Genomic DNA, 13,549 nt, shown 5'->3' on the forward strand with positions numbered 1-13,549 from the left:
TATGTCTAAAAATGTAGCTATAGAGATACTTTTATATACGAATCATTTAGTGAACATATTAAAGCTAAAATTAATCATAGATATAATTAGAATAAAAAAAGCTGACTCCTATTCAATATAGAAATCAGCTTTTTTTATATTCTAATGTCCTTAACAAAGAAGATTCAGTTTAAATAAAATTTATTTCAATTTAATTTTTGATTATTATATATTTTTTTAGAATATACAGTAAATATTCCTAAAATAATCGCCCATATAAATACATAAATTTCCACTGCTACAATTCCCCACTTTAATAACATTATAAGTGGCAGGTTAATTAATGTATGTACAAATATAGCTAAAAATAAATATTTTATACTCTTTTGTCTAACTCCATAAAGAACTATCATAGATAACCCTATTTGTATAACCATCGCACATAATCTTTCAAATCCAGCTGCAAAAGCTTCTAACGGAGAAATATTCATAAATATATCATTTCCTATTAAACTTCCAATAAGCACAGTAACACATGAAATTCCAGTAATTAATATAGCTTCTATTCCACCATGTCCTAATCCACATGCTATACCATCTCTATAAGTTCTATTATTTTTCAATAGATATTTAAAAGCCACATATCTTCCTATTTCTTCTACTAATCCAGCTGTTAATGCTAAAAATATAGAATACATCCAAGGATTTGAAGACATATTTAAATACCAATCCATATTAGGTAAAATTAAATTTATAATAGGTATCCTAATAACTACTTGGGTTATAAAAAATATAATCATTCCTATCAAAAAACTTTTTATTAATCTTTTATCTTTAGCTACAAAATAAGCTAGACTTCCTAATGGAATAAAAAAACATATACTTGCACTTAATATTAAAGCCAACTTTGTTAGCATGCTCATTTGATTCACCTCTATATTGGTATTTTTTTAAATTATAACCTTAAGTATTTACAATATCAATAATTATTTTACACAATAAATACAAATTTAATTTAATTATCTAACTATTTATTAAAAAAGTGCCTCAAAGTGATTTTCTAAAACCAATTTGAGACACTGCTATCGACTATTTTACATATACACTAGATACGTATCCACATTTATCATTAAATTTTATTCTGTGCCAACCAAACTTGGTATCTATAACTTCTACTTTTTGACCTTTTGATAAATTTCCTATAGTATTAAATGTATTACCTCTTCCACTTCTAACATTAACATTATCTTCTAACGCAATGGCTACATTCTTATTAGATTTAATATTTGAACTGTTTTTTACTCCTAAATTTTCTCTAACACCTGCAACTATTCCATCAGCTATTTTTTCTTGATACTCTTGAGTATTTAGTTTAGATCCTTCTGTACTACTAGATATAAATCCACACTCTACAAGTACTGCTGGTTTTTCATTATCTCTTAAAACTTGTAAGTTTCCTTTCCTTACACCTCTATCATTACTGCTAGTGCTTTGTAACAAGTTTTTTTGTATCTTATTTGCAAAATCTTTATCTGATTCATTATAATAATATGTTTCTACCCCATTTGCAGTAATATCATCGGCTGCATTTTGATGTATTGATACAAACATATCTGAATCTGACAAATTAGACTTTGTTGTTCTTTGAGATAAAGATACATATGAATCATTATTTCTACTTACCTCTACATCTATACCAAGCTTTTTAAGCTTTTCTTCAACCCTACTAGCTATTTGAAGGTTTATTTTATCTTCTATCCTATCATTATATGATGACCCATTATCTTTTCCACCATGTCCTGCATCTATAAATACCTTATACCCATCAGCGTGAGCTATTGATAAGCTAGATACAAAAACTGAAGACAATATCATTGCTGCTACACTCTTTTTAATAGTTTTAATTTTCAAAATATTCCTCCTTTTTAACTTTTATGTAATTTTTATCACAAATTAATTATACAGTTTTTTCTACATTTTTCAACTCTAATTATATTTATTCGGTATTTTATCATTTAACTTCACATTTATATTTATATTTATAAAAAAAGTGTGTATCTTTACAGATACACACAAGGTATTAATTTTTAATTATTAGCAGTCACATTCACAGTCATGCTTACATGGTTTATCACATTCATCATCCCAAGGTATTAATATTGGATGTCCAGCTTTTTCTGTTAAACATTTAATTGTATCTTCAAATGAATTATCTATATCATCAAATATTCCTTTTAAATCTTTTTGCTTGTCCTTAGCAGCTTTTATATCATCTATAGCAGCTTGTTGAGCTGGAATAACAGCTTCTATGTCTTTACTCATATCAGCTAAGTCTTTAGCTGCATTTAATAAAGCTTTTTGAATATCTTCTAAGTTTTTAGCTAAGTTATCTATATTATCTTCTATTCCTTTTACTGCATCTTTAGCATATTTTTGATTATCTAATGCATCTTTTAAGTCTTTACCTAAATCATTATTCTTATCTCTACCATCATCTATAAGTCCTTTAGTTTCTTCTATTTCTTTTTTACACTTTTTAGATCCACATCCATTATCTTTACATTTATAATAACATACATTTTCCCACTTTTTATTATCTGAACATCCACAGTTATTCCATCCACTATTTTTACAACTCATATAAAAAAACACCCTTTCATTTATTTTCAGAGCTTTTATCCTCTGTAATTTATATTATGATTCATTCTGATATTTGTTGACTATTTAACTTATTTTTTTTATTTCCATCCTTATTTTTTTCAAAATAGTGCTTAAGTACAAGTGGATTTTATTCTATAAATCTAAATACAAAGTATATTACTATAATTCATATTAGTACATATTAATAAAAATAGGAGTCAAAAGACTCCTATTTTTATTTTTTTAACATTTAACCTTCAATATTTCATCTATAATATAAACACAACCTCTAAATCCTATATACGGAATAGTTGAATAGTTTTTCACTTTACAAGAATTCAAATTGCTAATTTGTAAATCTACCTTAGAATTATGATTTGTTTCAATTATAGGTCCATCTCCTAAAAGTATTAACAACTCCTTATTATTTAAATAATTAATTCTATCTAACTCAGAATTATCTCCTAACATTTCTTCATCAATGCAGTTAGTTTTATAAAGTACTTCTTTTCTATCCACGTTAAACCCTAGTTCTTTCAGCATATCACTAATACCTGATACCGTGTCAAAATCGCCAAAAACTGCACAATCTTTACTCTCTTCATAAAAATAAAATTTTCGTTTTATTTCAAATACGTGTTTTTTTACAAAATTTATTTCTTTATTATATTTGTCTTCATCTAATTCATATCCATCTATTTGTTTAACTGTTTCTACAAATTTTATAATATTTTTAAACCCATATAAATTTTTATAAACATATGGTATTCCATATTCTTCTTTCATATATTGAGCAGCTTTTAATGCTTCTTTTCTAGCAACTATATTTAACGATGCATTTGCTGCATTTTTTATCTGATCTAAATCTGAATTTATAGTAAAAATTGAATTAACATCTTTGTTAAATAACTCACTCATTATTCTTTGTAACTCTTCTACATCTGAAAAATAATTATATTTATCCACGCTAAATCCCATTATATTGTACTTATTTATATTTTTCTCATTAGGTTTTACAATTTCTTGTGATGCTAATTCTAATGCTATTTCTATTGCTTTATTATAATCATAATTTAAATTACTTGCATTTATAAATAATAATTTTGAATGTACTTTTTCCTTTAAATTGGCACATATATTTAATATATCTTCTCCTATTATACAAGATTTGCATGATTCAACTATAAATAGATATTTAGGTCTTTTACCATTATCTAATTCTATTATAGCTTGTTCAAGCTTATTACATCTTTTAGAAACAATATCACTATTTTCTATGTTTATATAATCTACTTTTGATTTATTCTCATCTGTCAAACTCATTGTACTACATACCTCATAGTTAGTAATACAAGTTGGCCCAAACTCGATAACATAAGCATCTTTTATAGAAGTTAATATTCTTAATATACCCATTTTACCTTTGGATGCTGAAAAATATTTATAAGCCTCCATATATTTTACCTCCCATATTGTTGTTAATTTCAAACAATTCAACCTTATATAAATATTAAAATATCTATTCCTATTTCTAAGTTTTCATATTTATACTTAAGATGTTATATTTGTATATACTTGTTTGAATAAAGCTATTTAATAGCTCTTTGCTTACATATGGGACATATTCTTTTTAGAGTAAATTTACATTAAATGGTTTGCCTTTTTTATAATTTTACTTTAACAATTATCTATCGTAACTAAATCATTTAAGTTTCTACAGTTTTAAAAGCAATAATTGGAATATTTCCATATATAAGCTTTTTACCTTTAAGTTTTATTTTAATTTATACCCAATTCATTGTTTTTTCTACCACTATTTTATAATTATTTTTTTATTAATATTTTAACAATCATTTTTTATTAAAATTAAAAGTTTTAATAAAAAAAGAGAGTTAGCTACTCCCTTTAATATTAATTAAATATATTTAATTTTTTCATCATCACCGATGATTTTAATAAGCTAAGTCAACTCTTAAAGCTATCTAAATGCTTACAAAAAATTTTAAATTCCTCTATGTCTTTTATGTTTTGTAAATCAGAGATACCTATCATATATTTGCTATATTTATGATATAAAAACTGGACTTTATACATTTCACACTCTTTAAATCCATCTTTAAAGGAATATGAGTATGGTGTAAAATCATTCAAATTATTTTCAAAATACTTTATCTTAGCAAAACAAAGTTTATGTATTTGAAAAATCATGGCAAGTGCTGAATGCTTAAAAGCAAATCTTTGTGAAAAATATTCAACAGGCTGATATTTATTTTTTGGATGTCTATATTCCCAATTAAAACTAGAATTTAAATATAGCCTATATTCATGTATTACTTTTAATTTCTGTTCATCTAATTTATATTCACTTGAAGTTAGTTCCAAAATAATACCCCCTTTGCTTTTATTATATCAATTCATTTTACATTTATAAATATTACTTTCTCACTATAGATATTTTCTATTACATATCCTTTCGTATTTGGTAAATACTATTAATAATAATTTTTTATGGAGGAAACTTATGAATTTATTAAAAGATAGTCAAACTAAAATCAACTTAATGAGAGCTTTTGCAGGAGAAAGTCAAGCTAGAAATAGATATACATTCGGATCATCTCTTGCTAAAGCTCAAAAACTAGAAGTAATACACCAAGTATTCGATTATACTGCAGACCAAGAAAAAGCTCATGCTTGGGTATTTTACAAGCACTTAAAAGAATTGTCAGGAAACGCTATTAATATAGATACTGCATATCCGGTAGATATATATGATGATTTAGTAAAAACACTAAAAACATCTCAAGAACATGAATATGAGGAATGGGATAAAATTTATAAAGAATTTGGAAAGGTAGCAAAAGAAGAAGGTTTTATAGCTGTAGCTAATAGCTTTGAAAAAATTTCTGAAATAGAAAAAGTTCACGGAGATAGATTTGGTAGATTTGCAACCAAAATGGAATCAAATACATTATTTTCAAGCACTAATGAAGAAAAATGGATATGTCTAAACTGTGGACACGTACATACATCAAAAGACGCTCCAAAAGCATGTCCAGTATGTCAATATCCACAAGGATACTTCATCCTATATTCTGACTCTCCATTTGAAAGTTAATATAATCTATAAAAATAAAAAGGTGATAATTGAGTAAACTCAATTATCACCTTTTTTCTATATTCTCTACACAAAATAAAGTTTATTTTAGCTTTAGCGAAGTGGTGTTGATAGTTGTTGACGAAACACTTACAAACGCAGTTTGTCGTGTGAAAGAAACAACTATCAACACCATCGCGGCCTAAATAAACCTACTTAAAACTCTCCTCAACAGCAACAGCTATTGCAACTGTAGCCCCAACCATAGGATTGTTACCCATTCCTATAAGTCCCATCATCTCAACATGAGCTGGAACAGAAGAAGAACCAGCAAACTGAGCATCAGAGTGCATTCTTCCCATAGTATCAGTCATACCATAAGAAGCAGGACCTGAACCCATATTATCAGGATGAAGAGTTCTTCCTGTACCTCCACCAGAAGCTACAGAGAAATATTTTTTATCTTGTTGATAACATTCTTTTTTATAAGTACCTGCTACTGGATGTTGGAATCTAGTAGGATTAGTTGAGTTTCCTGTTATAGAAACATCTACTCCCTCGTGGTGCATTATTGCAACACCTTCTCTAACATCATCACATCCATAACATTTAACTTTACTTCTATCACCTTTAGAGAAAGCTTTTTCTCTAACTACTTTTAATTCTCCAGTATAATAATCAAACTCAGTTTGAACATATGTAAAACCGTTTATTCTAGATATTATATAAGCAGCATCTTTTCCTAATCCATTTAATATAACTCTTAAATCTTCTTTTCTAACTTTATTAGCTTTTTCAGCTATTTTTATAGCACCTTCTGCAGCTGCAAAAGACTCATGTCCTGCTAGGAACGCGAAACACTTAGTTTCATCTCTTAAAAGCATTCCACCTAAGTTACCATGACCTAGTCCTACTTTTCTATCATCTGCAACAGAACCTGGAATACAAAACGCTTGTAATCCTTCTCCTATAGCTTCAGCTGCGTCTGATGCTTTTTTACAATCTTTTTTTATAGCTATTGCTGCTCCTAAAGTATATGCCCAACAAGCATTTTCAAAAGCTATATTTTGTGTATCTTTAACTATTTGATAAGGATCAAATCCTTTTGAATTGCATAGTTCTCTGCACTCTTCTATAGAGTTAAATCCGTATTTTTCAAGTACAGGAGTTATTTGATTTATTCTTCTTTCATAACTTTCAAATAAAGCCATCACTGTTCACCTTCCTTTTTATTATTCATGTCTTGGGTCTATAACTTTAACACCTTCGTCAAATCTACCATATGTAGATTTAGCTTTTTCTAGTGCTTCATTAGCTTCCATACCCTTAGCCACCATTTCCATCATTTTTCCAAGGTGAACATATTCATATCCTATTATTTCATTATCTTCATCTAAAGCTACCTTAGTTATATATCCTTCTGCCATTTCTAAGTATCTTGGTCCTTTTTCCAAACTTCCATACATAGTACCAACTTGGCTTCTAAGTCCTTTTCCTAAGTCTTCAAGTCCAGCTCCTACTGGTAATCCACCTTCTGAGAATGCAGTTTGAGTTCTACCATATACTATTTGTAAGAATAATTCTCTCATAGCAGTGTTTATAGCATCACATACTAAGTCAGTGTTTAATGCTTCAAGTATAGTTTTTCCAGGAAGTATTTCAGATGCCATTGCAGCTGAATGAGTCATTCCTGAGCATCCTATTGTTTCAACTAAAGCCTCTTGTATTATTCCATCCTTTACATTTAATGTAAGTTTACATGCTCCTTGTTGAGGCGCACACCAACCTACACCATGCGTTAATCCTGATATATCTGTTATTTGTGTTGCTTTTACCCATTTACCTTCTTCCGGTATTGGTGCTGGTCCATGATTAGGGCCTTTGTTTATTTTACACATGTTTGTGATTTCTGTTGTGTAAATCATAAGAAAGCTCCTTCCTAGGTGTAATTTTTTAATTTCCTATAAATCATCAACATCTTGTATTGGCTTAATTGCTTTTCCTTTTGGACATCCTGTATAGTGTCCATCTGGATCAGATTTGCTTGTACTTTCGTTTAATATTGAGTTTACAATAGAAGTTATTCTTTGTTTTTTCTCTTCTAAACTCTCACTTTTAATATTTCTTTTGATATTGTTTTCCTTCATGTTAAATCACCTCATAATTAGGATTACCAACATGACAAATATTAAAAGTTAAATATAGGAAAATTTATTATGTCATTATTATATTCCTATGTTAAAATTAAATCAATGATAGATTTATAATATATAATATTTCTATTTTTTCGTATTTTTAAAATATTAAATTAATTTTCATTTTAGTTAAAAGTAAAATTAATATTTATTTTCTCATCTAATTTTACAAAAATAAAGCCTCAATCAATAAACTGAGACTTTTCTATTCCTAATAATTTATTTTTGGATAGCCTTTATAGGATCTAATCTAGATGCTTTAAAAGCTGGAATTAATCCAAATATTATTCCAGTTAATATTGATGTTGCTGATGCATATATAAAACCTTTTACTGACAGTATAGCTTTAAATGGTAGCATAGTTGATATGTATTTAACTGCTATAATTCCTACAATCATTCCTAATATACCACCTATTATAGTTATAAATGTTGCTTCTATTAAAAATTGGAGCATTATATTTCTTGGTTTTGCACCTATAGCTCTTCTTATACCTATTTCTTTTTGTCTTTCAACTACAGACATATACATTATATTCATAACCCCTATACCTCCTACAAATAAAGATACAAGTGTAATAATATTTACAAATTTATCTATGCTCGAAGTCATATTTTCAAGTTCCATATATGTACTATCCATTTCTTCTGTCATATAAGTTCCATCTAAATCTGGATGTAACTCTTGCAACTTCATACTTATATTATTCGCAACTTCATATACATCATATCCTGGGGATGCTAGTATATCTATACTTTGTATTTCATTATTTGTATAGTTGTACTTATTAACTAATTTATCAAATACCTTTTTAGGCATTAATGCAGTTTGATAACCCATATCTCCCATACCATACATCATATTCATTTGATTTGGACTCTCTGGTTGAGCATCTGCTAAAACTCCAACTACTTCATACATATCACTATCAATACTTATTCCATTCCCTATAGCATTTTCAGGATTTTCATATAAATCTGTTGCATTTTGCATAGTTATTAATACAACTTTTCGCTCATCATCATCATAAGTAAAATCTCTACCATACATAATCTCTGGTTTTTTATCATCTTTATATGCAGTTAAATCTATATACGTAGTTTTTTTATCCACAAATGCTTCATATCCATAAGATCCACTCATTTCATGTTCATCACTAGTTGGTCCAACCATTTGTACACCTTCCATAAAAGATATAGATTCTATATCTTGTCTTGTAAATGGCTGTAAAAATACAGAAAAATCCATCATACTATAATTAGTAGGTTCAAATCTTATAGTAGTTTTTTTCTTGCTAACTTTATCTGTAGATTCTGCCATTTTAACTTCAAGTCCTGCCCCAATAGAAGTTACTACTATTACAGAGGTTATACCTATGATTATCCATATTAAAGTTACAAAAACACGTAACTTATGTGCTTTTAAATTAGCTAAAGCATTTTTTATCAAATTCATAGCTATACCTCCTCTACTATAATGCCATCTTTTAATTTTATAAGCTTCGTAGCATATTCAGTTAAATCTACATCATGTGTAACCATTATTATAGTTTTACCCTGTTTATTTAGATTTTTTAAAAGTTCCATTATTTCAATTCCAGTTTCACTATCTAGTGCCCCAGTTGGTTCATCTGCAAATATAATTTGAGGATCATTTACTAAAGCACGAGCTATAGCAACACGCTGTTGCTGCCCACCTGATAATTGTAGTGGTTTTTGTTTAGCTTTCTCTAACAAACCTACCGTTTCTAAGTTTTTTTCTATTCTATATCTTTTTTCTATTTTTGAATATTTACCGTTATATACCATTGGTAATTCAACATTTTTATATATATTTAACGTATCCACTAAATTAAACTGCTGAAATACAAAACCTATATTCGTATTTCTAAATTCTGAACGTCTATTTTCATTTAAATTTGTAACATTTTTATCATGAAATAAGTACTCTCCTTCATCAAACTTGTCTAAGAATCCTAATATATTTAAAAGAGTAGTTTTTCCACTTCCCGATTTCCCCATTATCATTACAAATTCACCTTGATTTATAGTTAAATTTATAGATTTTAAAACATGCAATTTATCTTTACCTACTTTGTAATGTTTTTGAATACCTTTAAGTTGTATTACTTTCCCCAAATTATTTTACCTCGCCTTCAATTTCAGTTTCTTCTGCAGGATAAATACTTTCCCCTTCTTTTATAGTTTCATTGTCTGCATATCTAATTATTTCATCATTTTCGCCTACACCTTCAACTATTATTGCAAATTCATCTGTAACTTCTTCAGCTTTTACTTCTTGTTTATATATAATTCCGTCTATTACTTTATATACAAATCTTTTTTCATTTTCTTGCATTAGTGCAGTATATGGTACTTTTATTTTATTATTAGATGCTTCTATAGTATTTTGAACATGGAATCCATTTTTAATTTTTGTTAAATCTTGATTTTCTACAAAACTTATTTTCACATCATAGTACGATAAATTTTGATTACCCATCATTTCCGATCCATTTTGGTCTGTTGATGGCCTTTCACCTATTGATGAAATTTTACCTTTAAGCTTTTCTTTTGTTGAATATACTAACACTTCTACTTCTTGGTCTATATTTATCTTTGATAAATCTTGTTCACTAGCTTGTCCTTTTATATAAAACTCTGCTGTTTCTAATGTCATAAGTGCCGGTGATTGTTCTGCATTTGCTCTTTGTTCATTTATATATACTTTTCCACTAAATGGTGCATATACTGTTTGATATGCGCTACCCTCAAGTTTCTTGATTTGTTTGTTTAATGTTGCAATCTCTGTATCTATAGTTTTTTTAACTTCGTCTTCTTGTGCATTTTTCTTTTCATTTTCTTTAGTTTTTATTTGTTCTTTTAAATCTTCTATTTCTGCTATAGCTGTTTCATTTTTACAAGTAAACAGTGTATTTCCTTTTTCAACATTTTGACCATCTTCTACTTTTATACTATCTAATTGCCCCTTCTCTGAATCTACATAAAAATCTTCATACTTATCTGGAACAACTTTTCCATTTACAAATATTTTTTCTTTTCCCGGTACAGTGTATATTTCCGGAGTCGCCCCCATAGCTTCCTCCTCATTAGCATTGCTTTGGTTTTTCTTTATAACAACAAAACCTCCTATAAAAATAGCTATTATTACCATCCCGCTAATAATAGCTTGTTTTTTGCTTAATTTTATACGTTTTTTCAAAAAAATCCCCCCAAATTACCTTATTTTGTCTTTTATAAGTTAATTATACATTATCTTTGCATACGTTGTCATGAAATGATCATCAAAATTAGTTACAACATTTTAACTTTAACTTTTTAATTTCAAAAATAAATTAATGAGGATATAACAATCCTCATTAATTTTCAAATTCAGTATTTTCAACTCTCCATTTTATTAAGTTTATATATAGCCAAAATCCATATATTCCTAAAGTTATTACAGTGAGTATCCACCACTTAATATACTTTAAAAATAGTTCTGTTCCATTTCCAACAAACTTTAATCTTCTTCCTTCTACAATAGTATTATCTATTTCCCATCTATATTTCATGCACATCGCCCAGGGTGTAGCTATACCTAATGTGCAAAAGCTTATTAACCCTGCTAATATACTAACTCCTATCAGTCCTAGTAAGTTTCCTTCAAATGTAGATTCCATATTTCTGCCTCCTTCATGTCTATATTAATATTCTATATTTGATTAGAATTACAGTCTATAAACTGAAGTTTAAATTTTTCTTAAATAAACCTTAAATATATTTTTATAAATTTGTATTTATTTTTATTTTAATGTTATAATTTGTTTTATCATATTACATCAAAGGAGCTTTTTATATGACTATAAAAACCATATCACCCTTTACTATATTATTTTCAGCATTTGCATCATTTATTTTAGGTCTAGTCGTTTTATTCCAATTTAAATTTATAGCAAACATAACACTAGATATAATTTCTATTATATTTATAGTTCTAGGAATTTCATCTATCTTAACCTATGTTTTTAATAAAAACCATAGGTTATTAAGTAAAATAATTGTAGGTATATTTTATATGATTTTTGCTATATTTATAAACTTTAATCCTATATTTTTAGGAATATCCATAGTTAGGATAATTGGTATTTATGCTTTTTTAAATTTTATAGCAAGATTTATTGCCGCTACTGTACTTTTTAAAAATAAAGTAAAAGGTTGGATTAGGGGTATTATTGTTAGTTTTTTATCCTTAATATTTAGTATAATTTTAATATTTCATCCTCAAGAGTATATGTATATCGTAGCTAAAATAGCTGGTATATACATAATTTTATATTCATTTACTTTATTTGCTGATTTTCTAAAAGAAATTTCTTATGAGGATATACTTCCAGATAAATTCAAAAGAAAAATAAGAATCGGATTGCCTATATTGTATGCAGCTTTTATACCTCAGCATTTGCTTGAAAAAATAAATGAATCTATAAAAATAAATCCAAATAAAAATATTTTTGTTGAAAAAAAAGACTCTGATATAAAAGACATTGCTTATTCTACCGTAGATATATTTATTCATTTAGCTCCAAATTGTGCAAATGGATTTGGTCATATAGATATATCTTTTGAAAATATAACATATTCTTATGGAACTTATGATAGTAGTTCTAACAGATTATTTACACTTATAAGTGATGGAGTATTGGTAGAAGCAGATACCAGTAAATACATAGAATTTTTAACTACTCAATGTAATAGGTCTTTAATAGGTTTTACTTTAGCACTAAATACTGCTCAGCATAAAGCTATAAAAACCACAATAGAGAAAATGAAATCAAATTGTTTTGAATGGAAGTGTGATATACAAAATAATCCTAATAAAAGATATACAGATGAAACAAATTTAATGTATTTGGCTACAAAGTGTACTTTTTATAAATTTAAACAAGGATATTTTAAAACATATTTCACTTTAACTTCTAACTGTGTTAGATTAGCAGATACTATAGTTGGTTCAGCTGGCTTAGATCTAATCGCTGTAAATGGTATAATTACTCCTGGAACTTATTATAATTATTTAGATGGTTTGTTTAAAAGAAAAAATACTATTGTTATAAAAAAGAAAGTTTATAGAAAAGATTCAGTATAAATAAAAAAAAGATGAATTATCTAATCTTTAGATAATTCATCTTTATATGATAATATACTACTTAAAAATACACTTAAACAAACTACACTAGTTATAGATATTAGCATAGATGTTATTTTTGCTAGTATAGTAATTGGAATTATATCTCCATATCCAATAGTTGTAAATGTTATTACAGTATAATAAAATAAATCAAAATTGTCTTTTGCATTAGCAAATGCTCCTATCTCTAATCCATTTACTAAGCATACAATTAAATATAAATTTATTATTAACATTATTAAAATTAGAATTGAGGCAATTATAATTCTCGAATATCCATTTTTTTCATTTTTTATAGATCTAACATTGTGAGGATTTGCAATTATAGTTATTAATGTTTTTATATTTAAATAGTAACATACAACCATACCTATTAACCCTAAAACTATATTGCTAGTAAATTCTTTTGGAAACATTATCAATATAGTCAAGTAAGTACTTAACATGAAAT

Annotated in this window: 15 protein-coding genes; 2 read left to right on the forward strand and 13 right to left on the reverse strand. The window is 27.2% G+C overall.

Going from position 1 to position 13,549, the window contains the following annotated elements:
- Window positions 1–185 precede the first annotated feature (185 nt).
- The 5 genes from ACRCYC_RS10655 to ACRCYC_RS10675 form a co-directional block, all read right to left on the reverse strand.
- Window positions 186–902: a YhfC family intramembrane metalloprotease gene (locus tag ACRCYC_RS10655; protein WP_438619115.1), complete on the reverse strand. Its 717-nt coding sequence runs from the start codon at window positions 900–902 to the stop codon at window positions 186–188.
- Window positions 903–1,068: 166 nt separating this feature from the next.
- The gene (locus ACRCYC_RS10660; RefSeq protein ID WP_438619116.1) at window positions 1,069–1,890 is read right to left on the reverse strand and encodes an N-acetylmuramoyl-L-alanine amidase; all 822 of its coding nucleotides are present in this window, start codon (window positions 1,888–1,890) and stop codon (window positions 1,069–1,071) included.
- Between the two features lie 183 nt (window positions 1,891–2,073).
- The gene (locus tag ACRCYC_RS10665) at window positions 2,074–2,619 is read right to left on the reverse strand and encodes a hypothetical protein (protein WP_438619117.1); all 546 of its coding nucleotides are present in this window, start codon (window positions 2,617–2,619) and stop codon (window positions 2,074–2,076) included.
- Window positions 2,620–2,862: 243 nt separating this feature from the next.
- Entirely contained in the window at window positions 2,863–4,074 is a 1,212-nt protein-coding gene (locus tag ACRCYC_RS10670; RefSeq protein ID WP_438619118.1) for a nitrogenase component 1, read from the reverse strand.
- A 510-nt stretch (window positions 4,075–4,584) separates the two neighbouring features.
- Complete coding sequence (locus ACRCYC_RS10675; protein WP_438619119.1) at window positions 4,585–5,001, reverse strand: hypothetical protein; 417 nt, start codon at window positions 4,999–5,001, stop codon at window positions 4,585–4,587.
- Between the two features lie 139 nt (window positions 5,002–5,140).
- On the opposite strand from ACRCYC_RS10675, the gene rbr reads away from it, so the two are divergent.
- Window positions 5,141–5,734, forward strand: a complete 594-nt coding sequence (gene rbr, locus ACRCYC_RS10680; protein WP_438619120.1) for a rubrerythrin — start codon at window positions 5,141–5,143, stop codon at window positions 5,732–5,734.
- A 191-nt stretch (window positions 5,735–5,925) separates the two neighbouring features.
- On the opposite strand, the gene ACRCYC_RS10685 is transcribed toward rbr, so the two are convergent.
- The 7 genes from ACRCYC_RS10685 to ACRCYC_RS10715 form a co-directional block, all read right to left on the reverse strand.
- Window positions 5,926–6,924: a GGGtGRT protein gene (locus ACRCYC_RS10685; RefSeq protein ID WP_438619121.1), complete on the reverse strand. Its 999-nt coding sequence runs from the start codon at window positions 6,922–6,924 to the stop codon at window positions 5,926–5,928.
- Window positions 6,925–6,945: 21 nt separating this feature from the next.
- Window positions 6,946–7,638, reverse strand: a complete 693-nt coding sequence (locus ACRCYC_RS10690) for an iron-sulfur cluster assembly scaffold protein (protein ID WP_438619122.1) — start codon at window positions 7,636–7,638, stop codon at window positions 6,946–6,948.
- Window positions 7,639–7,674: 36 nt separating this feature from the next.
- Window positions 7,675–7,860, reverse strand: a complete 186-nt coding sequence (locus ACRCYC_RS10695) for a hypothetical protein (RefSeq protein ID WP_438619123.1) — start codon at window positions 7,858–7,860, stop codon at window positions 7,675–7,677.
- A gap of 267 nt (window positions 7,861–8,127) precedes the next feature.
- Complete coding sequence (locus ACRCYC_RS10700; RefSeq protein WP_438619124.1) at window positions 8,128–9,363, reverse strand: ABC transporter permease; 1,236 nt, start codon at window positions 9,361–9,363, stop codon at window positions 8,128–8,130.
- Between the two features lie 2 nt (window positions 9,364–9,365).
- Entirely contained in the window at window positions 9,366–10,046 is a 681-nt protein-coding gene (locus ACRCYC_RS10705) for an ABC transporter ATP-binding protein (RefSeq protein ID WP_438619125.1), read from the reverse strand.
- A 1-nt stretch (window position 10,047) separates the two neighbouring features.
- Window positions 10,048–11,130: an efflux RND transporter periplasmic adaptor subunit gene (locus ACRCYC_RS10710; protein ID WP_438619126.1), complete on the reverse strand. Its 1,083-nt coding sequence runs from the start codon at window positions 11,128–11,130 to the stop codon at window positions 10,048–10,050.
- Between the two features lie 157 nt (window positions 11,131–11,287).
- Window positions 11,288–11,590 (reverse strand): DUF898 family protein, encoded by a 303-nt coding sequence (locus tag ACRCYC_RS10715; protein ID WP_438619127.1) that lies wholly within the window; start codon window positions 11,588–11,590, stop codon window positions 11,288–11,290.
- A gap of 176 nt (window positions 11,591–11,766) precedes the next feature.
- On the opposite strand from ACRCYC_RS10715, the gene ACRCYC_RS10720 reads away from it, so the two are divergent.
- On the forward strand, window positions 11,767–13,056 hold the full coding sequence (locus tag ACRCYC_RS10720; RefSeq protein ID WP_438619128.1) for an HdeD family acid-resistance protein: 1,290 nt from the start codon (window positions 11,767–11,769) through the stop codon (window positions 13,054–13,056).
- 20 nt (window positions 13,057–13,076) lie between these two features.
- On the opposite strand, the gene ACRCYC_RS10725 is transcribed toward ACRCYC_RS10720, so the two are convergent.
- On the reverse strand, window positions 13,077–13,549 hold a 473-nt coding region (locus tag ACRCYC_RS10725; protein ID WP_438619129.1), incomplete at its 5' end, for a potassium channel family protein.

This window comes from Paraclostridium sp. (assembly GCF_051657365.1).
Lineage (GTDB): Bacteria > Bacillota > Clostridia > Peptostreptococcales > Peptostreptococcaceae > Paraclostridium.

Excerpts from the sequence above, each read along its gene's own strand:
- ACRCYC_RS10665 (WP_438619117.1), bottom strand. The coding sequence starts at position 2,619 with ATGAGTTGTAAAAATAGTGGATGGAATAACTGTGGATGTTCAGATAAT.
- rbr (WP_438619120.1), top strand. The coding sequence starts at position 5,141 with ATGAATTTATTAAAAGATAGTCAAACTAAAATCAACTTAATGAGAGCT.
- ACRCYC_RS10655 (WP_438619115.1), bottom strand. The coding sequence starts at position 902 with ATGAGCATGCTAACAAAGTTGGCTTTAATATTAAGTGCAAGTATATGT.
- ACRCYC_RS10685 (WP_438619121.1), bottom strand. The coding sequence starts at position 6,924 with ATGGCTTTATTTGAAAGTTATGAAAGAAGAATAAATCAAATAACTCCT.
- ACRCYC_RS10715 (WP_438619127.1), bottom strand. The coding sequence starts at position 11,590 with ATGGAATCTACATTTGAAGGAAACTTACTAGGACTGATAGGAGTTAGT.
- ACRCYC_RS10700 (WP_438619124.1), bottom strand. The coding sequence starts at position 9,363 with ATGAATTTGATAAAAAATGCTTTAGCTAATTTAAAAGCACATAAGTTA.
- ACRCYC_RS10695 (WP_438619123.1), bottom strand. The coding sequence starts at position 7,860 with ATGAAGGAAAACAATATCAAAAGAAATATTAAAAGTGAGAGTTTAGAA.
- ACRCYC_RS10690 (WP_438619122.1), bottom strand. The coding sequence starts at position 7,638 with ATGATTTACACAACAGAAATCACAAACATGTGTAAAATAAACAAAGGC.
- ACRCYC_RS10720 (WP_438619128.1), top strand. The coding sequence starts at position 11,767 with ATGACTATAAAAACCATATCACCCTTTACTATATTATTTTCAGCATTT.
- ACRCYC_RS10670 (WP_438619118.1), bottom strand. The coding sequence starts at position 4,074 with ATGGAGGCTTATAAATATTTTTCAGCATCCAAAGGTAAAATGGGTATA.